Annotated in this window: 15 protein-coding genes; 9 read left to right on the top strand and 6 right to left on the bottom strand. The window is 71.0% G+C overall.

The window, feature by feature from the left end; all coding sequences use genetic code 11:
• Window positions 1-400 precede the first annotated feature (400 nt).
• Together sigK and DEI91_RS10935 are read left to right on the top strand one after the other, a co-directional pair.
• On the top strand, window positions 401-1,000 hold the full coding sequence (sigK, locus tag DEI91_RS10940; protein WP_111052334.1) for an ECF RNA polymerase sigma factor SigK: 600 nt from the start codon (window positions 401-403) through the stop codon (window positions 998-1,000).
• Window positions 997-1,854 (top strand): anti-sigma factor domain-containing protein, encoded by an 858-nt coding sequence (locus DEI91_RS10935; RefSeq protein ID WP_111052333.1) that lies wholly within the window; start codon window positions 997-999, stop codon window positions 1,852-1,854. Before sigK ends, DEI91_RS10935 begins: the two co-directional genes overlap by 4 nt.
• Before the next feature lie 514 nt (window positions 1,855-2,368).
• On the opposite strand, the gene pstB is transcribed toward DEI91_RS10935, so the two are convergent.
• From pstB to DEI91_RS10905, 6 genes are all read right to left on the bottom strand, one after another.
• Window positions 2,369-3,148, bottom strand: a complete 780-nt coding sequence (gene pstB / locus DEI91_RS10930; protein WP_111052332.1) for a phosphate ABC transporter ATP-binding protein PstB — start codon at window positions 3,146-3,148, stop codon at window positions 2,369-2,371.
• 67 nt (window positions 3,149-3,215) lie between these two features.
• Window positions 3,216-4,295: a phosphate ABC transporter permease PstA gene (gene pstA / locus DEI91_RS10925; protein WP_111052331.1), complete on the bottom strand. Its 1,080-nt coding sequence runs from the start codon at window positions 4,293-4,295 to the stop codon at window positions 3,216-3,218.
• Between the two features lie 20 nt (window positions 4,296-4,315).
• Entirely contained in the window at window positions 4,316-5,266 is a 951-nt protein-coding gene (gene pstC, locus DEI91_RS10920; RefSeq protein WP_110824137.1) for a phosphate ABC transporter permease subunit PstC, read from the bottom strand.
• A gap of 159 nt (window positions 5,267-5,425) precedes the next feature.
• Complete coding sequence (locus DEI91_RS10915; protein WP_111052330.1) at window positions 5,426-6,541, bottom strand: phosphate ABC transporter substrate-binding protein PstS; 1,116 nt, start codon at window positions 6,539-6,541, stop codon at window positions 5,426-5,428.
• A gap of 472 nt (window positions 6,542-7,013) precedes the next feature.
• On the bottom strand, window positions 7,014-7,946 hold the full coding sequence (locus tag DEI91_RS10910; protein WP_111052329.1) for an NUDIX domain-containing protein: 933 nt from the start codon (window positions 7,944-7,946) through the stop codon (window positions 7,014-7,016).
• Between the two features lie 11 nt (window positions 7,947-7,957).
• The gene (locus tag DEI91_RS10905; protein ID WP_110891090.1) at window positions 7,958-10,123 is read right to left on the bottom strand and encodes an RNA degradosome polyphosphate kinase; all 2,166 of its coding nucleotides are present in this window, start codon (window positions 10,121-10,123) and stop codon (window positions 7,958-7,960) included.
• A gap of 609 nt (window positions 10,124-10,732) precedes the next feature.
• Here DEI91_RS10905 and DEI91_RS10890 point away from each other — a divergent pair.
• The 7 genes from DEI91_RS10890 (at window position 10,733) to DEI91_RS10860 (ending at window position 20,997) form a co-directional block, all read left to right on the top strand.
• Window positions 10,733-11,035: a hypothetical protein gene (locus DEI91_RS10890; RefSeq protein ID WP_146244278.1), complete on the top strand. Its 303-nt coding sequence runs from the start codon at window positions 10,733-10,735 to the stop codon at window positions 11,033-11,035.
• Between the two features lie 108 nt (window positions 11,036-11,143).
• Window positions 11,144-11,389 carry a hypothetical protein gene (locus DEI91_RS10885; protein ID WP_146244277.1) on the top strand — a complete coding sequence of 82 codons (246 nt, stop codon included), beginning with the start codon at window positions 11,144-11,146 and terminating at the stop codon, window positions 11,387-11,389.
• A gap of 50 nt (window positions 11,390-11,439) precedes the next feature.
• Window positions 11,440-11,751 carry a hypothetical protein gene (locus tag DEI91_RS10880; protein ID WP_111052325.1) on the top strand — a complete coding sequence of 104 codons (312 nt, stop codon included), beginning with the start codon at window positions 11,440-11,442 and terminating at the stop codon, window positions 11,749-11,751.
• Between the two features lie 146 nt (window positions 11,752-11,897).
• The gene (locus DEI91_RS10875) at window positions 11,898-12,308 is read left to right on the top strand and encodes a hypothetical protein (RefSeq protein WP_181439575.1); all 411 of its coding nucleotides are present in this window, start codon (window positions 11,898-11,900) and stop codon (window positions 12,306-12,308) included.
• A 260-nt stretch (window positions 12,309-12,568) separates the two neighbouring features.
• Complete coding sequence (locus tag DEI91_RS10870; protein ID WP_146244276.1) at window positions 12,569-15,244, top strand: hypothetical protein; 2,676 nt, start codon at window positions 12,569-12,571, stop codon at window positions 15,242-15,244.
• Window positions 15,241-16,587, top strand: coding sequence for an ABC transporter substrate-binding protein (locus tag DEI91_RS10865; RefSeq protein ID WP_111052322.1), 1,347 nt, complete (start codon window positions 15,241-15,243; stop codon window positions 16,585-16,587). The genes DEI91_RS10870 and DEI91_RS10865 overlap by 4 nt, the downstream gene beginning before the upstream one ends.
• Window positions 16,588-16,701: 114 nt before the next feature.
• A complete protein-coding gene (locus DEI91_RS10860) occupies window positions 16,702-20,997 on the top strand; it encodes an FtsK/SpoIIIE domain-containing protein (protein WP_111052321.1) in 4,296 nt (1,431 codons plus the stop codon).
• Window positions 20,998-21,030 lie beyond the last annotated feature (33 nt).

Here is a 21,030-nt window from a genome sequence, read left to right as displayed (position 1 = left end):
GTCCGTACCCAGGTGTTCACTCTGGGGGGACAGATCCGCGACCGCGCGCGCCGTGGACAGCTCGGCGCGCGGTCCGGTACGCGGACGACCGTCCGCAGACCGCGGCGTGGATCCGAAGTGATCCTCACCCAAACCGTCGACGCGAGGGCGCCGAATCATCAGCGTGACCGTCCTCGGACGGACACACGAGGTCCCCGTGCGACCCGGGCCCGCTCCCGGGTCAATTCCCTGTGGGTCGCGCGGGGCCTCGTCACACCGACACCGCACCACCGCGCAGCCCCCGCTGCCGCGACCCGATCCGAACGGGACCCAGCTGATGACCACCTCGACCGCCGTCGCCGAGCGCACTGTCCAGTGCGCGCGGAGGACGCCGTCCACACGGGAAGGAGGAAAACCTGCAATGCTCACTCTCGTGGAAGGCGACATCGATGGTTGGACTCCCGCCGCTCCCGTGCCGGTGTCGGCGGACGACCTGCTCAGTCGGGTCGCGACCGGCGACCAGGCCGCGTTCTCCGACCTGTACGACGAGCTGTCCGGCCGGGTCCTCGGACTCGTGACGCGGCTCCTCAAGGACCGGGCGCAGTCGGAGGAGGTCACGCAGGAGGTCTTCCTCGAGGTCTGGCAGCAAGCCACGCGCTTCGACCAGGCCCGCGGCAGCGCCGCCAGCTGGGTGCTGACGATGGCACACCGCCGAGCGGTCGACCGGGTCCGGGCATCGCAGTCCTCCCGCGACCGCGACACGAAGATCGGCATCCGCGACTTCGAGACGGACTTCGACTCCGTTTCCGAGTCCGTCGAGATCCGACTCGAGCACGAACGCGTCAGCCGGGCGCTCTCCCGACTCACCGAGTTCCAGCGGCAGGCGGTGCAGCTCGCCTACTACGGCGGCTTCTCGCACAGCGAGATGGCCGAGAAGCTCGGGGTGCCGATCGGCACCGTCAAGACCCGTCTCCGCGACGGGATGATCCGACTCCGCGACGAGATGGGGGTGGAAGCATGACCGGACGACACGACGACCCGGAGCTGATGACCGGCTCCCACGCCCTCGACGCGCTCAGCGACGAGGAACGCCGCTCGGTGGAGCAGGCCCTCCGCACCTCTCCCGAACTCCGACTCGAGGCCGACTCGCTGCGGGAGACCGCCTTGGCCCTCGCCTACGCCGTCTCGCCGGTCGAGCCCCGCGCCGACCTCAAGGCCTCGCTCATGGCGAAGATCGCCCAGACACCGCAGCTGCCCGCGCTCGATGCGGAAGCACCGGCCGACGAGCGTCCGGTCGAACCGGTCCAGGAGGCCCGGCCCGCGCCCGTCACCGACCTCGCCCCCGGCACCGGTCGCGCCGCGACGAAGGCCCGCGCACGCTGGTTCCAGCGCCCTGCGGCCGCCCTGGGCGCAGCCGCTGCCGTGGCCGTCGTCTTCCTCGGCATCGGACTCGGCGTCGGCCCGTCGGTCTTCTCGGACGACGGCGGCGCCCCCGCGACCACGCAGGCCGCCTCCGGCCTCGACCAGATCTACGCCGCGCCGGACTTCCAGCGCAGTTCCGCGAAGGTCAAGGGCGGCGGTACAGCCACGGTCGTCTGGTCCGGGCAGCTCGGGCGCTCCGCGGTCATCCTCGATGGCGTCAAGGCGGCGCCGAAGGGCAAGACGTACGAGCTCTGGTACATCGGTTCGCCGGAGTCCGGTGGCACCATCGAGGCAGCGGGCCTCATGCACGACGTCGACGGCGGGGTCCGGTCCGCCGTGCTCCGCGGCACCATGGGCGCGGGGGACACCATCGGCATCACGGTCGAGCCGGCGAGCGGCTCGGACCAGCCGACCTCCGAGCCGGTCGTGGCCGTGCCCACGTCGGAGGCCTGAGCCGCCGGGCGGTTCCCACGACGAACGGGAGGCTCCCCACCAGCTGGTGGGGAGCCTCCCGTTCGTCGTGGCGGCCGAGACGCGCCCGCCCGCTCGGGACGCCGGCGTGCGCGCGGGACGCCCGCGGGCGCGAGACGCCCGCGGGCGCGGGACGCCCGCGTGCGCGGGACGCCCGCGTGCGCGGGACGCCGGCGTGCGCGCGGGACGCCGGCGTGCGCGCGGGACGCCCGCGTGCGCGCGAGACGCCCCCGGGCGGGTGAGACGCCGCCGGATCCGGCGGCGTTTCGCTCGGATCGAGGTGTCTTCTGCAGACGGGGCGTGTTCTGGGCGCGTGGGGCGGCGTCCCGTGCAGACGGGGGCGTCTTCCGTGGGGGCGCGGGGCGGCGTCCCGTGCAGACGGGGGCGTCTCGTTCGGACGGGACGATCGCCGCGAACGGCGGGAGGCCCGGTGCCGTCCGTGGCGGACGTGCACCGGGCCTCCCGGCTGGTGGTCAGCGGGCCGACCGGCGGCCGGTCACCCGAAGCGACCCGAGACGTAGTCCTCGGTCGACTTCACGGACGGGTTCGAGAAGATCGTCGCCGTGTCGTCGAACTCGATGAGGTGGCCGGGCTGACCGGTGCCGGCGATGTTGAAGAACGCGGTCTTGTCGCTGACGCGCGAGGCCTGCTGCATGTTGTGGGTCACGATGACGATCGTGAACTCCTTCTTCAGCTCCTCGATGAGGTCCTCGATCGCCAGGGTCGAGATCGGGTCGAGCGCCGAGCAGGGCTCGTCCATGAGCAGCACGTCCGGCTGCACGGCGATCGCGCGGGCGATGCAGAGACGCTGCTGCTGACCGCCGGACAGGCCCATGCCGGGCTTCTCGAGGCGGTCCTTGACCTCGTTCCACAGGTTCGCGCCCTGCAGAGAGCGCTCGACGATGTCGTCGGCCTCGGAGCGGGAGATCCGCTTGTTGTTGAGCTTCACGCCGGCGAGCACGTTGTCCTTGATGGACATCGTCGGGAACGGGTTCGGGCGCTGGAAGACCATGCCGACCTGACGGCGGACGATGACCGGGTCGACGCCCGGGGCGTACAGGTCGTCACCGTCGACCTTGACCGAGCCCTCGACGTACGCACCGGGGATGACCTCGTGCATACGGTTGAGGGTGCGGAGGAAGGTCGACTTGCCGCAGCCGGACGGGCCGATGAAGGCGGTGACGGTGCGGGGCTCGATCGTCATGTCGACGCCCTCGACGGCCTTGAACTTCGAGTAGTAGACGTTGAGGCCGTCGACCTCGATGCGCTTGGACACGTGGATCCTTCTGGGTTGGGTGGTCGAACCGCTGGGCGGGGAGTCGGGTTCTCGGAGGCGTCCCGCGCTAGCGCGGGAGCTTCGGGGCGAAGAGGCGGGTGATGAAGCGGGCGAGCAGGTTCAGCACCATCACGATGAGGATGAGGAGCAGCGCTGCCGTCCAGGCCCGGTCGACGAACGGCACCGGGTTGGCGCCCTGCTGCGAGTACTGCGTGTACGCGAACACCGGCAGCGTCATCATCGGGTCCCCGAACAGGTCGTAGTTCATGCTCGAGGTGAAGCCGGCCGTGACGAGCAGTGGTGCGGTCTCGCCGATGACGCGGGCGATCGAGAGCATGACACCGGTGGTGATGCCGGCGAGGCTCGTGGGCAGGACGACCTTCACGATCGTCAGCCACTTCGGGACTCCGAGCGCGTACGAGGCTTCGCGGAGCTCCATCGGCACGATCTTCAGGACCTCTTCGGTGGAGCGCACGACGATCGGGATCATCAGCACCGCGAGGGCGATCGAGCCCACCAGGCCGAAGCGCGAGCCCGGGCCGAGGATCAACGCGAAGAGCGAGTAGGCGAAGAGGCCGGCGACGATCGACGGGATGCCCGTCATGACGTCCACGAAGAACGTGATGCCCCGGGCGAGCGGACCCTTGCCGTACTCGACCAGGTAGATGGAGGTCAGGAGGCCGATCGGCACGCTGATGAGCGCTGCGAAGAGCGTGATCTCCAGGGTGCCGACGAGGGCGTGGACCGCGCCGCCGCCCTCGGAGATGACCCCGCGCATTGAGTACGAGAAGTACTGGGCGTCGAAGCGTGCCAGGCCCTTCGCGAGCACCGTGTAGAGCAGGGAGATCAGCGGCAGCACCGCGATCACGAAGGCGGTGACGACGAGCGAGGTGATGAGCCGGTCGACGGCCTTCCGCCCGCCCTCGACGATCCGGGAGAGGACGACGATGAGGACGTCGAACAGGACCGTGCCGAGGAAGACCGCGGCCACGATGTTGAAGTCCTCCGTGGCGCCGCTGGCGGCGAGCAGGGCGAACACCAGGCCGAGGACGACCCAGCTGCCGATGAGGAGAAGCCACGGGACGGACTTGTGGAGCTTCCCGTTGGCGAAGACGTTGCCGGCGGGCTGACGGAGTGCGAGGGACATCGGGTGTGCGACCTTTCCCGTCAGGAGACTCGCTTGCGGACGATGTACCGCGCGAGCATGTTGATGACCAGGGTGATGACGAAGAGGATCAGGCCGGAGGCGACCAGGGCGTTGAGCGCCGTCCCCGAGGCCTCGGCGAACTGCAGCGCGATGTTCGCCGCGATGGTCGACGGGTTGAGCGACCCGATCAGGTTGAAGGTGATGTTCGTCGACACCGACAGGACCAGCGCGATCGCCATCGTCTCGCCGAGTGCACGACCGAGCCCGAGCATGATCGCGGACACGATGCCGGACTTGGCGAACGGCAGGACCGACATCCGGATCATCTCCCAGCGCGTCGCGCCGAGTGCCAGGGCCGCTTCCTCGTTCAGGGTCGGCGCCTGCAGGAAGATCTCGCGCATGACCGCGGTCATGATCGGGATCGCCATGACCGCGAGGACGATCGACGCGGTGAGGATGGTGCGCCCGGTCCCGGAGACCTGACCGGAGAACAGCGGGATCCAGCCGAAGTGCTCGTTGAGGAACTCGTAGAACGGCCGGACGAACCGTGCCAGCACCACGATGCCCCACAGGCCGTAGACGACCGACGGGACCGCGGCCAGCAGGTCGATGACGTACCCGAGCACCGGTGCCAGGCGGCGCGGCGCGTAGTGCGAGATGAAGAGCGCGATGCCGAGCGACAGCGGCACGGCCATGACGAGCGCCAGGAACGCCGACCACACCGTGCCGAAGACGAGCGGGCCGACGTAGTCCCAGAAGTTCGCGGCGTCGTTCGGCAGGTCGCCGGCCTTCGCTGAGAACGCAGGGAGGCTCTGCCAGATGAGGAACGCCGCGACGAGCGCGAGGACGAAGAGGATGAGGCTGCCGGCCACGACGGAGGCGGTGGAGAACACCCGGTCGCCGATGCGCACGACGGCCTTGGGCTTCGACGGGGTGGCGGTGTCCTGGTCTCGGACCGGTGCAGTCGTCATGGGGCTCCTGTCGGAGGATCGCGCCGGGTGGACGCGAGGGTTCGGGGGAGAGGTGGATCGTGGGGGTCGCGACGGGCGCGGAGGCGGCTCGCGTCGGGACGGGCGAGAGCCCGGACGCCGGTCAGGTGGGTGGGACCGGCGTCCGGGCGCGAGCGGGACTTACTTGATGGACTCGACCGCTGCGGCGGCCTTCTCCGACAGCTCGGACGACAGGGCGGCCGACTTGGCCTCCGTCGCCGCGGCCTTCTGCGCGTCCTCGGACACGACGTAGCCGAGGTACGCCTTCACGAGGTCGGCCTTGTCCTTGTCCTCGTACTCCTGGCACGCGATGGCGTAGGAGACGAGCACGAGCGGCCAGGCGCCGTCAGCGGTGTCCTTGCGGTCGATGTCGATGGCGAGGTCGTTCTCCTCGCGGCCCGAGGCCACGTCGGAGTCGGCCACGACCTGCGCAGCACCCTCGGCGGAGAGCTCGGTGGCCTTGTCGCCGACCATCAGCTTCGCCTTGTCGAGGTCACCGGCGCCGGAGTCGTCGATGTAGGTGATGGCGTTCGAGGCGCCCTGCATGGCCGAGGCCACACCCGAGGTGCCCTTCGCGCTGTCGCCGACCTGGAACGGGAAGGTCTGGCTGGGCTCTTCGGTCCAGACGTCGGGGGCGTTCGCCGCGACGTACTCGGAGAAGTTCTGCGTGGTGCCCGAGTCGTCCGAACGGTGGACGACCGTGATGTTCGAGTCCGGCAGGTCGACACCGTCGTTCAGCGCGGCGATCTCGTCGTCGTTCCACTTGGTGATCTTGCCGGAGAAGATGCCCGCGATGCTCTTCGCGTCGAGGGTGAGGTCCGAGACGCCGTCGACCTTGTAGGCGATCGCGATCGGGGAGATGTAGACGGGGATGTCGATGCCCTTGGCGTCCGCGGCGCAGTTCTCGAACTCGCCGGAGAGCTCCTCTTCCTTCAGCGCGGCGTCGGAGCCGGCGAAGTCAGCGGCACCGGACATGAAGTTCTCGCGCCCGGCACCGGAGCCGTCGGGCGTGTAGTTCACCGTGACGCCGGATGCCTGCTCCTGGAAGCCGGCGGCCCAGGTGGCCTCGGCGGTCTGCTGCGCGGAGGAGCCCGAGCCGGTCAGGGTGCCGGAGAGCTTCGAGTAGTCGACACCCGAGGAGGCGGCGGACGACGAGGTGTCGCTGCCCGCGGTGTCCTCGTTCGCCGCGCAGGAGGAGAGCACGACGGCGCCGGCGATCGCGATTGCCGCGACCGAGCCGATTCGCTTGATGTTCACAGGGGTCCCTTCGGGATGTGAGTGCAGTGGGACCGCTGTGTGGTCCCCGGGCCGGTGCTGACCCGGGAGCGACTGTAGGGACGAGAGGTGACCGGGATGACGCCCCCTGGTGAACGGCAGGTGAACGCGGCGTTCACTCGGTGCGGGTCGGCGGACACGGACGGCGCGCGGGGGCAGGATCTGGGGCACGCTGCCCTGCGGCTGGCGGGCGCGCGGGAAGCCCGCGGGAGGCCAGCAGGCCCCGCAGACCCGGGAGGCCAGCAGGCCCCGCAGACCCGGGAGGCCCGCAGGCCCCGCAGACCCGGGAGGCCCGGGGGGACGCGGTGGGGCCGTCACGGATCAGGGGCGGTCACGTTCGTCGGGATCCGTCCCGAGGCCCGACTGTGCGTGGTGCTGGCGAACCGGTGGTCCGCCGTCAGGCCGCCGGGACGCCAGGTCGCCCCGGGTGGAGCGGCCGGGCTGCGGGTGGGCGTCAGGCGCTGACGGTGTTGCGGTGCGTCTCGACCGCGACGAGCTTGCGACCGGCGATGTGCATGACGGCGAAGTCCCCGACCGCGAGCGAGGCGGCGCGGCGGAGGTCGAAGCGTGACCGGTCGTCGGCGGTGTCGCGCGCGATCCGGGAGATGATGTCCGGCAGCACGGGCCCGTGCGAGCACAACACCGTGGACTTGGCCTTGTCGAGGCGTTTCCGCACGACGCCCTTCACGTCAGCGGTGCCGCGTTCGTGGGCGTCCTGGCTGATGTCCGAGGTGTCCGACACGCCGAGCTTCGTCCTGCTCGACAGCGGCTCGACGGTCGCCAGGCACCGGGCCGCGGTGCTGCTGACGATCTTCTTCGGGCCGAACGCCGCGACCGGTGCCGCCACGGACTTCGCCTGCGCCCGGCCGATCGGCAGGAGGGGGCGGGTCGCGTCGGGTCCGTCCCAGTCCGAACCCGGGACCGTCTTGGCGTGCCGGAGGGCGATCAGCGCGAAGGTGTCGTGCTCGCCCGCTGCCGCTCGCTCGGCGAAGCGCTCGAGGATCGCAACGTCCCGCTCGTAGGTGAGCCGTGCGCGAGCATCGTCGATCGAGACCCACTCGACCGCGGCGACCTCGTCGTTCGGACGGAACGCTCCCGCCCGTTCGAACTCCTTCCGGCTCACCCGCGCCGACCAGTAGTGCACGACCTTGTCGCGCCCGCTGGGCAGGACGTACTCGGCACGGCCGAGGGGAGCGCCGAGGTGCACGCGGTACCCGGTCTCCTCGTCGATCTCGCGGACGGCCGCCTCGGGCACGCTCTCGCCCGGGTCGGCCTTGCCCTTGGGGAACGAGACGTCCTTGTGGTGCTCGCGGTGGATGAGGAGCACGAACGGGACGCCGTCCTGCTCGCGCCACACGACCGCCCCGGCCGCGATGACCGGGCCCATTCGACCGCCACTCACCGCGTCGAGCGCTTCCGGGCCGAGATGGTCCGCATCTGCACGTTCTGGGCGTCGTCGAGCGGCCGACCGTCCTCGTCCGTCGAGCGGCGGGTCCACTCACCGTCGCTCTCGAGGTGCCACGAGCTGGTGGTCTCGGCCATCGCCAGGTCGAACATCCCCTGGACCTCGTCGATGTGCGCGGGAGCGGTCAGCCGCACGAGGGCCTCGACGCGCCGGTCGAGGTTGCGGTGCATCATGTCCGCGCTGCCGATGAACACCACCGGGTCGCCGTCGTTGTGGAACGCGAAGGCCCGGGAGTGCTCCAGGTACCGCCCCACGATGCTCCGGACCCGGATGGTCTCGCTGACCCCTTCGAGTCCCGGCTTCAGCGAACAGATCCCGCGGACCCAGACGTCGACGGGGACACCGGCCTGGCTCGCGAGGTACAGCGCGTCGATGATCTGCTCGTCGACCATCGAGTTGACCTTGATGCGGATGCCCGAGGGCTTCCCCTCGCGGGCGTTCTGCGCCTCGGTCTGGATGCGCTTCACCAGGCCCTTCCGCAGGTGCAACGGCGCGACGAGGAGGCGCTTGAACTTCTTCTCGATCGCGTAGCCGGACAGCTCGTTGAACAGGCGCGTCAGGTCCTTGCCCACCGTGTCGTCCGCGGTGAAGAGGCCCATGTCCTCGTAGATCCGCGAGGTCTTCGGGTTGTAGTTGCCCGTGCCGATGTGGCTGTAGTGCTTGAGCGTCCCGCCCTCCTGCCGGATGACGAGCACCAGCTTGGAGTGCGTCTTCAGCCCGACCAGGCCGTAGACGACGTGCACGCCGGCCTTCTCGAGCTTGCGGGCCCACGTGATGTTGTTCTGCTCGTCGAAGCGCGCCTTGATCTCGACCAGGGCGAGGACCTGCTTACCGGCAGCTGCGGCGTCGATGAGGGCCTCGACGATGGGCGAGTCGCCCGACGTGCGGTACAGCGTCTGCTTGATCGCGAGGACGTTCGGGTCTGCTGCGGCCTGCTCGAGGAACGCCTGCACGCTGGTCGCGAAGGACTCGTACGGGTGGTGGACCAGGACGTCGCGCGCGGCGATCGCGCGGAACAGGTCGGGCTTCGTGTTCGGTTCGCCCGGCTGGAACTGCACCGGGGTCGTCGGGACGTGGCGCGGGTAGTGCAGGTCGGGACGGGCGATCTTGGCGATCTCGAACAGCCCGCCGAGGTCGAGCGGCGACGGCAGGCGGTAGACCTCCTGCTCGGTGATGTCGAGTTCGCGCACCAGGAGGTCGAGCGTCACCGGGTCCATGTCCTCGGTGATCTCGAGCCGGATCGGCGGACCGAAGCGACGGCGGAGGAGCTCTCGCTCGAGTGCCTGGATGAGGTTCTCGGCCTCGTCCTCCTCGATCTCGACGTCCTCGTTGCGGGTGATCCGGAACACGTGGTGCTCGAGGACCTCCATGCCCGGGAACAGGTCCGGCAGGTGGTTCGCGATGAGGTCTTCGAGGGGGATGAAGCGCAGCCGCCCCGAGTTGTCGTCCGGGAGCTTGATGAAGCGCGGGTAGTTCTGCGGCACCTTGAGGCGCGCGAACTCCTGCCGCTGCGACTTCGGGTTCCGCACCCGGACCGCCAGGTTGAGCGACAGACCCGAGATGTAGGGGAACGGGTGTGCCGGGTCGACCGCGAGCGGCATGAGCACCGGGAAGATCTGCTCGCTGAAGTACTCACGCATCCGCAGGCGGTCGTCTTCGCCGAGGTCGGACCAGTGCTCGACGTGGATGCCGGCGGCGTCGAGGTCGGGCTTGAGCGACCCGATGAAGGCGTTGGCGTGCCGTTCCTGCAGCTCGTGCGCCTTCATCGCGATGTCGCGGAGGACGTCGCTCGGCGCGCGGCCGACGTTGGTGGGGACCGCGATGCCGGTGTCGATGCGGCGCTTCAGGCCGGCGACGCGGACCATGAAGAACTCATCGAGGTTCGACGCGAAGATCGCGAGGAAGTTCGCCCGCTCGAGCAGCGGCTGCGTCCGGTCCTCGCCGAGCTCGAGCACGCGCTGGTTGAAGCGGAGCCAGCTGAGCTCACGGTCGAAGTACCGGTCCGAGGGCAGCGACTCGTGCTCGATCTCGACGACCTCGTCGAAGTCGTCGAGGTCGTTCGCGACGGAGTCGCCGTCCAGCTGCGGTTCGGTGTCCATGGCCACATCCTGCCACCAGCGACCTGCAGCGGGAGCGCGCCAGGTTGCCCCTGTGGAGACGTGTGGTGAACTGGCGCGAACTTCCGTGGGTCGACGTGGCCGGAGACGAAGGCTGCGCTGGACAAGGCGAAGACGGAACGCTCGGGACTCTCGGTCCAGGAGGCACGGAGCCGGTCCACATCCCGAGCTCTTCGAGGACGGAACGATCATTCGCAAGTGTCCGCAGAACTGAGGAGACATCGTGGAGACGCAGCTGAGTGGACTTGAGCGACCCGTGCCGTTGTCGGAGGACATGGGCGAGCACCACCACGCCGCTGCTTCCCGCCAGAGGATCGGGGTTCTGCGTACGGGGAACCATCGAGCGCACCGCCCGACACTGCGGGACGTCCAGGGGCTGCTCACCGGCGGTTCGCGGTCCCTGCCCGATCGTCACCTCGCTCACCCGGACGGCTCACCCGACATCGAGCCTTCGGATCTGTTCCGATCGCTCGCGATCACGATCCGCGGGCAAGCGTGACGTCGTCGATTCTTGTTCTCCTGACACCGAGACCGTGGACCAGCGCCACTCGTCAACGCGAGGTGGCGGCGATCTGTGAGGACTTGGTCCCGGTGTTCCAGGAGAACGGTGCGAACGAGACCGCGTCCTACCTCAGGGAACGTGCGGCGTTGCTGGGCGACGCGCCGACTGGTGATGCTGCCCGCCTGGCCTTCGTGGAGTTGTTCGAACTCGCCTCGGCGGGCAGGGCCGGCCCGTCCGACGAGCCGGTGATGAACGACGACCGCTCGATCGACTGGGGCGCTTCTGCAACGCTGATCCGGCTGATGAACGCTCTCGGGGAAGCGACCGCGTCCACGTATCGACGATCGCGGTTCCTACGATGGGTGAACCAGAAGGGCGGCGGTCCGCGGTGAGCTGTGGGCTCCGGAGTCGAGGCGCTGCGGGCCTCCTCGCCGGGTTCCCGCTGGTCAGTTCGTGATCGCCAGACGTACGTCCCGGACCTTGCGACGAGTGGAGTGGACATGACCCTGACCGAGCTCATCAGGGCGCTCGACGAGCGCGGTGTCGCGGATGCCGCGTCGACTGACCAGGTCGCTTCCGTGCGCCGCGGTCTCGCCGTCGCCGTAGCTCAGGACCCGGGGAGCACGGCGTACCAGAGCGGTGTCCAGGGTGCTGCCCGACTCGTCTCCGAGACGTGGCCCTTCTCGAGTGAACTGGGCACACTCGTGCTGGCGTTCTCCGAAGCGGTGCAGCGCCGCGTCCGGTGAGAGCCGTGATGGAGCACGTCGGCCGGAAGATGCACCCATGAGCAGGAACCATGTCGAGAGCTGACAGGAAGCGCGATCGCGTCATCGCTCTGTGCGAGGAGATGGCGGGCTTCATGTGCCGCATGGGCATGCAGGAGGCCCAGCCGTTCTACCTGCGACAGGCGGAAGCCCTGCGCGACGAACCGACGTACCTCGGGCGGCGACGGACCTACCGCACCATCTACTCGGCGTCGAACACCGGGGCCGGCGGGATGAGCGATCTGCACGTCGTCAAGCCCGACGGAACCGGCGACGTCCCCACGACCGATGCGTACTACAGGTGTCTCCACGCCCTCCTCCGCGCGACGCGCACGTTCCCCTAGGCGGGGGAGCTGCGTTCGGGCCGACGAGGGCGGAACGATCGATCCGAGGAAGCGGTCACCGCAACGACGATGACGTTCGGCGAGGAGTGGGTCCGGGGATCCGCCACGCTCCGGACCCTGGGACGATGCACGACGGAGAGGAACGCATGAAGACGCCTGGAGACGCCGGTGCGCGGCAGCAGCCGATCGCGCTCGTGGCGGCGGTCGTCGCGATCGTGATGGGAGTCCTCTTCCCCGTTCTCCAGATCGGCGATCGGGTCGGCGGGGTGCTCTCGGTCGCTTCGGAGGGAGTCGCCGGAGGGATCCTCCTCGTGGGAGGCGTCTTCCTCGCCTGTCGTGCAGCCGTGGGTGGCCCGGTCCTGGTGCTCTCGATGCTCGCCGTCATGTTCTCCAGTCGTCAGGCGGGTGGTGTCTGGCTCGTGCTCATCCCCAGTCACGTCCTCAGTGCGTTCGGCAGCGCCACGCTGGGCGGGCATCTCCGGTTCCTCCGCGCTCGTCACCTCCGACGGCATCAACGGAGGAGTGCCCCGTCCGGTGCGACGTCCGAGGGGCCGTGACCACCGCGCATCGGTGACTGCAGTTCCGTCTGTCGTGTCGCCCGAACGGGGGACCCGCGGGCCTGTGGACAGTCGTACCCCGGCGCTGCAGCCCGGTTAGGATCGAGTCGCTTGTCGGTTCTTGAGGGGGACGATCGCCAATGTCGTTGCGCATGCAGCATCCAGGGGTACGCACGAGGAACGGTCGCGCGCTCGCCGTGGTGGCGATGGCGGGTGCGGCAGCGGTCGTCCTGGCCGGTTGCACGTCGTCGGACCGCGCGGTGGAGAACCCGTCTCGCGTCCTGCAGACCGTCGACACACGCTTGGCGGCGGACGGATCGATCACCACGATCTCCGACACCGCCATCTCGGTGGGCAACGACGGCTCGTCGTCCGCGGTGACGGAGCACGAGGCGGCGAAGGCCGCCACCGACCTCCCCCTGCGCGTGACGACGCAGTACACGACCGCGAAGAAGAGCGGCACCGACCTCGCCGACCTCGCCGGCTACTCCGGCCGGGTCGAGATCGACCTGACCGTCGAGAACCTGACCGTCCGCTCGCGCAACCTCACCTACGACGTGGCGGGCGCCTCCCGGACGACCCCGGCGCTCGTGGGTGCGCCGTTCAGCATCGCCGCGTCGACGGTCCTGACGGGGACCGCACCGAACCGCGTCGTCACCGACACCGCGGACGCCGGTACGGCGACCGACGGGGTCGTCAGCGCGAACGGCGACGGCGACGCCGTCGTGCAGTGGGGCCGTCTCCTGGCTCCGCCGACCTCGGGTGCGAGCAGCACGCTCCACCTCGTGGCGGACGTCGAGGACTTCGCGGCACCCTCCTTCGACCTGGCGGCGCAGCCCGGGGTGACGACCGACCTGTCGTCCACCGGTGTCATGGACGCGGCGTTCGGGTCCGAGACGGACTCCGAGCTCGCACTGCAGCGCCGGACGATCGACCTCATCTCCCAGGTCAACGAGGTCCTCGCGCGAGCAGGCGGCACGATCACCGAGGTCCGCTCGAACCTCGAGACGACGTCGGCGACGCTCGGCGTGCGGACGGCGGAGCGGCTCCAGGACAGCAGCACCTCGCTCGCGAGCACCATGCAGTCCCTGTCGGGGCAGCTCGGCTCGCTGCAGACCGACCTTGGTGCGACGGTGGGCGCGACCCAGTCCACGGTGCTCCAGCAGCTGCAGGAGACGACCACCAGTCTCGACGCGCTCCTCGGCGACACGTCGGCCACGGTGCCGACGCCGGCGATCGACGGCAACGGGTGCGCTGCCGAGCCGAAGCCGGCCAGTGGCGGGGCCAGTGTCTACGGCAACCTCCTCCGGGTGTCGGCGCAGCTCGCCGGGTACGCGGACGCGAGCGAGGCCTGCAAGCAGCAGGTGAGCACGCAGCTCGCGTCGTCGGTCGGCCCGAGCGACCCGACCGCCGAGAAGTGCGCCGTCGAGGCCAGCCGCTCCTCCCTCACCTGCGCGCTGTTCGCCTCGTCGACGACGATCACGACGGCGCTCGCCGACCTGGTCACCACCGGTGCGGAGCTCGCAGCGAGCCTGCAGCCGGAACAGGCACAGGAAGCGATCGACAGCTACGGTCGCCTCGACGCGCAGCTCGCCGCGATCGACGAGGTGCTCGCTGATCTGGCAGCCGGGTCATCAGGAGGCGTGGCGGAGCGCGAGGTCGCCCTGGGCACTCTGGAGGACCGGATCCAGGACGCTCGGTCTGCCGTCGATCCGCTCCTCCGAGCGATCGATGCCGTGCACGACCGTGCGGTGGGCGCCCGCGGGGCCATCGGCGAACTCGGTGCGTCCGCCGGTGACCTCTCCGTGCAGGGTCAGACCGCGGCCCTCGCGAGGCGCATCTGCCAGATGATCGCACCGACCGACCCGACGGGGCTGTTGCCCAGGGGCCCCGGGCTCAGCGAGCAGCAGGCCGACGAGCTCCGGTCCTACCTGACGAAGACCGCATGCCGACCCGAGGACGGCGAGACCCTGACCATGCCGCTCGGCTACGGCACGCCGTTGAACGAGCGCCTCGCCGTCCAGGCGCGCGAGTGGGACGCCGTGATCGACAGCACCGATCTCGAGGAGGGCGACGCCGGGATCAGCGCGATCGTCTCTGCTCTCCGGACGGCACTCGACGAAGCCGAGGCCGCCCGGCAGAAGGCCGTCCAGACGATCGACGTCACCGACACCAGCACGACCGGGACCCTGGACGCCCTGCGGGCAGCGTCGGTCGAGGCGAACAAGGCCGGCGACGACGTCAAGGCGGAGCTCGAGAAGTTGAAGCTGGAGCAGGACGCGCTCGGGCAGGACGTCAAGGACGCGTTCGCCGAGGCGGATGCCGAGACGTCGAAGAAGATCGACGACCTCATCGACCAGCAGGTCCGCGACGTCTCGAAGCAGGCGCAGACGAGCAACTCGGCGGTGCTCGAGGCCTTCGACCAGTCCATCGCCGGCCTCCGCGCGACCTCGACGGACGTCACCTCCGGTGCCAAGGGCACGATCGACCAGCAGAAGGGCGAACTCGAGCAGGAGAACACCGCCCTGGCGAGCGCGGTCGACGAGCAGACGAAGCAGAGCCTCGCGCGGATCGACGCGAGCACCACAGCCTCGACCCGCGACGTCGAAGGCGCGCGCACGCTCCTGACCGGCGACCTCAACCGCGTGATGCTCGACCTCGGCGACCGGAAGGTCAACGGCTCCGGCATCCTCGGCGCGATGGCCACGAGCGCGGCCAAGTCGGACTCCGCGGACTACCAGCTCGCCCTCGCGTCGCAGAACGCCGCCGGGTACGCGAACGTCCGCGCCGAGGACGTGTCCGGCATCCTGCTGCAGCAGGAGCAGTTCCGGGCCTCCCTCGACGCGGCCACGACCCTGCCGGCGTTCCGCATGGACGTGCCGGAGGGCGCGACCTCGACGACGCTGTACACCTTCACCATCGGGGACGCACGATGACGCACCAGGCCGTCGACACCACCCCGGACGCCCGCGGCCCACGGCAGCCCCTCGCCATCGTGGCGGTCGCGGTGCTCGTCGTCGCCGTCGTGCTCGCAGCCGTCGTGTTCGTGGTGGACCGGAACACCCCGGCGGCCGAGGCGGTCCCTGCGACCGTCCCCGTCCCGCTCCGGGTCGCGCACGTCCCCGACGGGACGAAGATCGGTGTCGTCGTCACGCTCGGGAACGGCGAGGGCTCCGAGTGGGACGAGGCGGCGCAGGGCGCCCTGGTGGCCGAGCGCCGTCTGACGCTCGGCGGAGTCGACGTCCAGCTCGTGACCCGGAACGACGGCGGCAGCGCCGGCGGCGGCCAACGCGCCGTCGAGGCGCTCGTCGACAGCGGTGTCGCCGGCATCGTGGTGGCCTCGTCGGGAGCGCACGTCTCCGGTGCGCTCGAGGCCGCCGCGGACGCAGGCGTCCCGGTGGTCCTCCCGTACGCCCGGAGCGGCACCGACTCGTGGTCGACCGCGCCCTCGCCCGACTCGGTGAGCGCGGCGATGGAACAGGCACTGCGCGGTGCGGAGTCGCCGCTCCTGGTCGACCTCGGTGGCGGCGCTCCGTCCGGCCTCGAGGTCGCGCACGTGATGACCGCTCCCGACGGCACCGACGACACCGCCCTCGCGACCACCGTCGCGGAACGGACCGGCGCCGTCACGGCCACCCCCGCTGCTGGTGACGACGCGGACGCCGTGGTGCCCGCCGACTCCGACGCGGTCGTCGTGAGCGGATCGGCGGCACGACAGGGAGCGTTCGTCGCAGCGCTGCAGTCGGCGGACGTCACGGTCCCGGTGGTGCTCACGCCGCAGGCCACCAGCCCCGCGTTCGGCGCGGCGTTGGCCGACGCCGACGGCAGCCTGTCCGGGTCGTTCGTCTCGGCGGGTGTCGCGACCGACGACGCCCGTGCCCTCACCTCCGACGAGCAGGGCCGCGCCATGTCCGCGTTCCTCGGCGGTGTCCGGGTGCTCGCGGACGACGCGGACGCCCAGAACCTCACCGCGGACCAGCCGTTCTCCGCCGTCTCCTGGGCCGCCGACTCGCGCAGTCACGATGCGGTCGTGGCACTCGTGCGGGCCGTGGGCGCTGCGCGGAGCGACGACCCGGAGGCCGTCACGGAAGCCCTGTCGTCCCTGCGGCTCGACGCCGGTGACGGGATCGCCGGCCCGGCACTGGACTTCCGGCAGCAGCAGGCACTGCGGACGGACGCGACGGTGCTCGCCGCTACGTCGCAGACCCTCGGACTCCGCCCGGCGACGGCGGAACCGACCGCGTCCCTCGTGTGGTTCGAGGACTCGACCGCCGACTGACGGAGCCGGCGACCACAGGGCCGGGCGGGCCACGAGCCGACGAGGCGCGGGCAGTCCGGCCGGCCGACTGCATGTCGGACACCCACCCACCGCACGACCAGGAGGAGCGCGCTGATGCGTCTGTTGATCGAGCTCGACGACCGACGTGAAGCGGTCGAGGTCGACGGGTGGGCCGCCGCGTCGAGCCTCGGTGAACTCGTCCGGGCCGCCGGCATCACCCTCGAGCCCGGCACGACGCTGGCGGTCGACGGACACCGGACGAGCGTGGACACCCCGCTCCGCGACCTCGTCCTGCTCGAGGGTTCCCGCATCGCGCGCACGCCGGAGGAACGGCCTCAGCTGGTGGACGGATGGACCGTCACCCTCGCCGGCGGCCTCGACACCGGCCCGGTCGTCCCGATCCCGCGGTCCAGGAGGCTCGTCGTCGGTCGGGCACCGCAGGCCGACCTGGTCCTGCCCACCGAGAGCGCCTCGTGGGAGCACTGCACGCTCGAGCTCGAGGACGACGGCGTCCGGATCCGGGACTCCGGGTCGACGAACGGCACCGTCGTGGCGGGGGAGCGGCTCGACGAGGAGGGCGTGCTCGTCGAGGTCGGCACGAGCGTCATCGTCGGCGGTGCCGTGCTGCTCGTGCGACCGGATCTGCACGAGACGCCCGTGCCCGCTCCGGGGTCGCTCCCGAACCTCACACCCGCGGCGACGGCACCGTTCAACCGGCCCCCGCGCCCCGGACGGAACCGGGACGTCGAACCGGTGTCACCGCCGAGCAAGCGTGACGTGCCGCCGGCGTCGAAGTTCAGCTGGATCACCGTCGCCGCTCCGCTGGTCCTCGCCGGGGCGATGGTCGCACTCCTCGGCGACGCCCGTTTCGCGCTCTTCGCCCTGCTCAGTCCCGTGACGGCGATCGGCATGTGGTTCGAGCAGAAGCACCGGCGCGCGAAGAACCTGAAGGAAGAGGACGAGCGCTTCGCGGAGGCGGTCCGCGACTTCAGCGGGGAGATCGCCGCTGCCGCAGCGATCGAGGCCGCTCGTCGCCAGGAGCTCGTCCCCGACCCGGCGACCGTGGTCCGCCGTGCGCTGTTGCCCGCGACCACCCTGTGGCAGCGCCGGGCCGACGACGTCGACTTCCTCAGCCTGCACGCGGGCACGGGTGACGCGCCCTGGCGTCCCGAACTCGACTCCCGCGCCACGCAGATGAAGCTGGAAGAGGCGGCGAAGTCCGCGATCGAGGAGAGCAAGCTGACGGCGGCCCCGGTCGTCGCGGACCTCAGCGACGCCGGCGTCGTGGGCATCGTCGGCGACCGCGAGGGCGCCCTCGCCCTGGCCCGGAGCCTCCTGGTCCAGGCGACGGTGCACTGCGGACCCGCGGACCTGACCGTCGGGGTGTTCTGCGACCGCGGCCGCGAGGACGACTGGTCCTGGGCCTCCTGGCTGCCGCACACCCGCGTCGCGGGGAGCAGCACCGGTCAGCGGTGGATGTCCGCGCAGCGTGACCAGGGCGCCGCGGTCCTCCGCGGCCTGCGCGAGTCCATCGACGAACTGCCGACGCCGGAGCTCCTCGTCCTCATCGACTCGGAGGTCCTCACCGAGGGGCGCGACGCCCCCGCCCGGAGCCTGCTCGGCCACGGACGGGCCGCGCTCGGCCAGGTCCGTCGTCCCGGCGAGCGGCCCCGTCGGGTGAGCGGCATCGTCATCGCGACGAACGAGCAGCAGCTCCCCGCGGCGTGCACGACGATCATCACCGTGGGCGCCGACGCGGCCGCGACCGTGTACCGCCCGGAGGACCGCACCCGCGTCGACGACGTCGTGCTCGCCGGGCTCAGCCCGGTCGACGCCGAGCAGTGCGCCCGGCACGTCGCCCACTTCGACGACCCGGAACTCCTGGTGCCGGGTGCCTCGCTGCCGTCGCTCGTGCGGCTGCCCGACCTGCTCGCGAGCGACGCACCTGCCTCGGCAGGGGAGCCCACCGGTCCCGCGGCGATCCGCGCCGCCTGGGAGGCCCGGACCGGCTTCTCGACGCCGATCGGCTCGTCGGAGAGCGGCGTCCTCGAGATCGACCTGGTGCGCGACGGCCCGCACGGCCTGGTCGGTGGGACGACGGGCTCCGGCAAGAGCGAGTTCCTGCGGTCCTTCGTCGCCGGGCTCGCCGCGCGCAACGACCCGACCCGCCTGAACTTCCTGCTCGTGGACTTCAAGGGCGGCGCCGCGTTCGCCGCGTGTGAACGGCTGCCGCACACGATCGGCACGATCTCGAACCTCGACGAGCAGCTGGCCGACCGGGCCATCCGCGCCCTCGAGGCCGAGCTCGGGCGACGCCAGCGGGTGTTCGCCGCCGCGGGTGCCGACATCGACAACCTCGACGCCTACCTCGCGACGGGGCCGACCGAGCCGATGCCGCGACTGCTCTTCGTGGTGGACGAGTTCGCGATGCTGGCGAAGGACTTCCCGGACGTCCTGACGTCCCTCGTGGCGATCGCCGCGGTCGGTCGTACCCTCGGCGTGCACATGGTCCTCGCGACGCAGCGACCGGCCGGAGTGGTCAGCGAGGACATCCTGGCGAACACGAACATGCGCGTGGCCCTGCGCGTGCAGAGCCGCGAGGACTCGACGAACGTCATCGGTGTGCCGTCCGCCGCGGGCATCGGGCGGCAGCAGACCGGCCGCGCCTACGTGAAGCTCGGCCAGGACGACATCACGCCCGTGCAGACCGCGCTCGTCACCGGTCGGGCCCGTGATGCCCGCGCCGAACAGCCCGTCACGGTCCGCCCCACCGACGTCTTCGGCGTCCCCGCACCCGTGGCGTTCTCCGCACCGGCGTCGAACGACCTCACCGACCTCGACGTCCTCATCGACGCGATCCGGACGGCGAACGACGAGGCCGGGTACGCGCCGCCACGTCCGATCTGGCCGGAAGCGCTCGGTGCCTCGGTCCCGCTCGACGCGCTCCTGCCGGCTCCCGACGCCATGCAACCGACGGGTGCGTCCCCGGCGCCGACGCTCGTCCCGGTGGCCCTGGCCGACGACCCCGACAACCAGCGGCAGATCCGGACCGGGTGGGACCTCGCCGAGGGCAACCTCATGCTCATGGGCATCCCCGGCAGCGGGACGAGCACGGCCCTCGCCTCGATCGCGTTGCAGCTGTCCCGCACGACGAGCCCCGACGACCTCGACCTGCTCGTCCTCGACATGGGCGCCGGCGACCTCGCGCCCCTGGCGGAGCTGCCCCACACGAGCGCCTACGTCGGGTCCGGCGCCGGCGCTGCCGAGCTGCAGACCCGCATGCTCCGACACCTCCGCACCGAGCTCGACCGTCGCCGTGCCGCGCCCGGTGGCCGCCGGGCGGTCGTGCTCCTCGACGGTCTGGCGGCGCTCCGTGACGAGTACCAGGACTTCGAGGGACAGCAGCTCCTCGACGCGCTCTACCGCGTCTACGCCGAGGGGCCGGCACTCGGCATCTCGTTCGCCGTGTCCACCACCCGCGCGAAGGCGGTTCCCTCGGCGATGGACGAGGTGACGACGCAGAAGTGGCTCTTCCGCCTCGCAGACCCGTACGACTACGCGACGATCGGCGTCCGTGCGAAGGACGTCCCGCCGCCGGTGCCCGGCCGGTTCATCGACTCGACGGCGAAGCTGCAGTCGCACGTGGGCACGCCGACGGGCTCCCTCGCCGAGGCCGTCCGCGCGGTCCGCGAGCAGTGGGGCGACGTCACGCCGAAGGCCAGCGCGGTCGGTCGGCTCCCGGGCTCGGTCGCGGTCACCGACCTCGCCGTCCCCGCCCGCTTCGACACCGAGCCGTGGCAGCTCCCGGTCGGCATCGCGGAGGACGACCTCGGCACCGCCGTGCTCGAGGTGTACGACGGCGAGCACGTCCTCGTCGCCGGACCCGCGCGCTCCGGCAAGTCCTCGGTGCTCCTCGCCCTGGCCGCAGCCGCACGGAGCGCGGAGGGCACCCGACCCGCCGTGTGGGCCGTCTGCGACCGACGCTCACCGCTCGCGAGCGCGCTCGACACCGGGGCGGTCGACCGTCTCGCCGTCGGTGCCGACGAGGTCCCGGCGCTGCTCGCCGGCCTCCGGCTCGAGCGTGGACCGGTGCTGCTGCTCATCGACGACGCCGAACGGTTCGAAGACGGCGACCAGGGCATCGCGTCGCTCCTCGCGACCGAACGTCCCGGCCTCTGCGTCGTCGCCGCGGGTCGGTCCGCCGACCTCCGCTCGATGTACAGCCACTGGACCCGCGCGGTCCGCAAGGCCCGCTGTGGCGTGCTCCTGCAGCCGGACGTCGACTACGACGGTGAGCTGCTCGGGGTCACGCTGCCCCGCCGCTCACCGGTCGCGTTGACGACCGGGCGCGGGTACGCGGCCTCGGGAGGCGCGGTGCGGCTCGTGCAGACGGCGTCCGCCGCGCGCTGACCCGGCCCGCCCACCCCCGGAACAGCCGCCCGG

It is taken from the genome of Curtobacterium sp. MCBD17_032, from assembly GCF_003234855.1.
In the GTDB taxonomy this organism is placed as follows: domain Bacteria; phylum Actinomycetota; class Actinomycetes; order Actinomycetales; family Microbacteriaceae; genus Curtobacterium.
The sequence above is the reverse complement of the archived record's forward strand: the minus strand, read 5'-3'. Positions and strand labels throughout refer to the sequence as shown.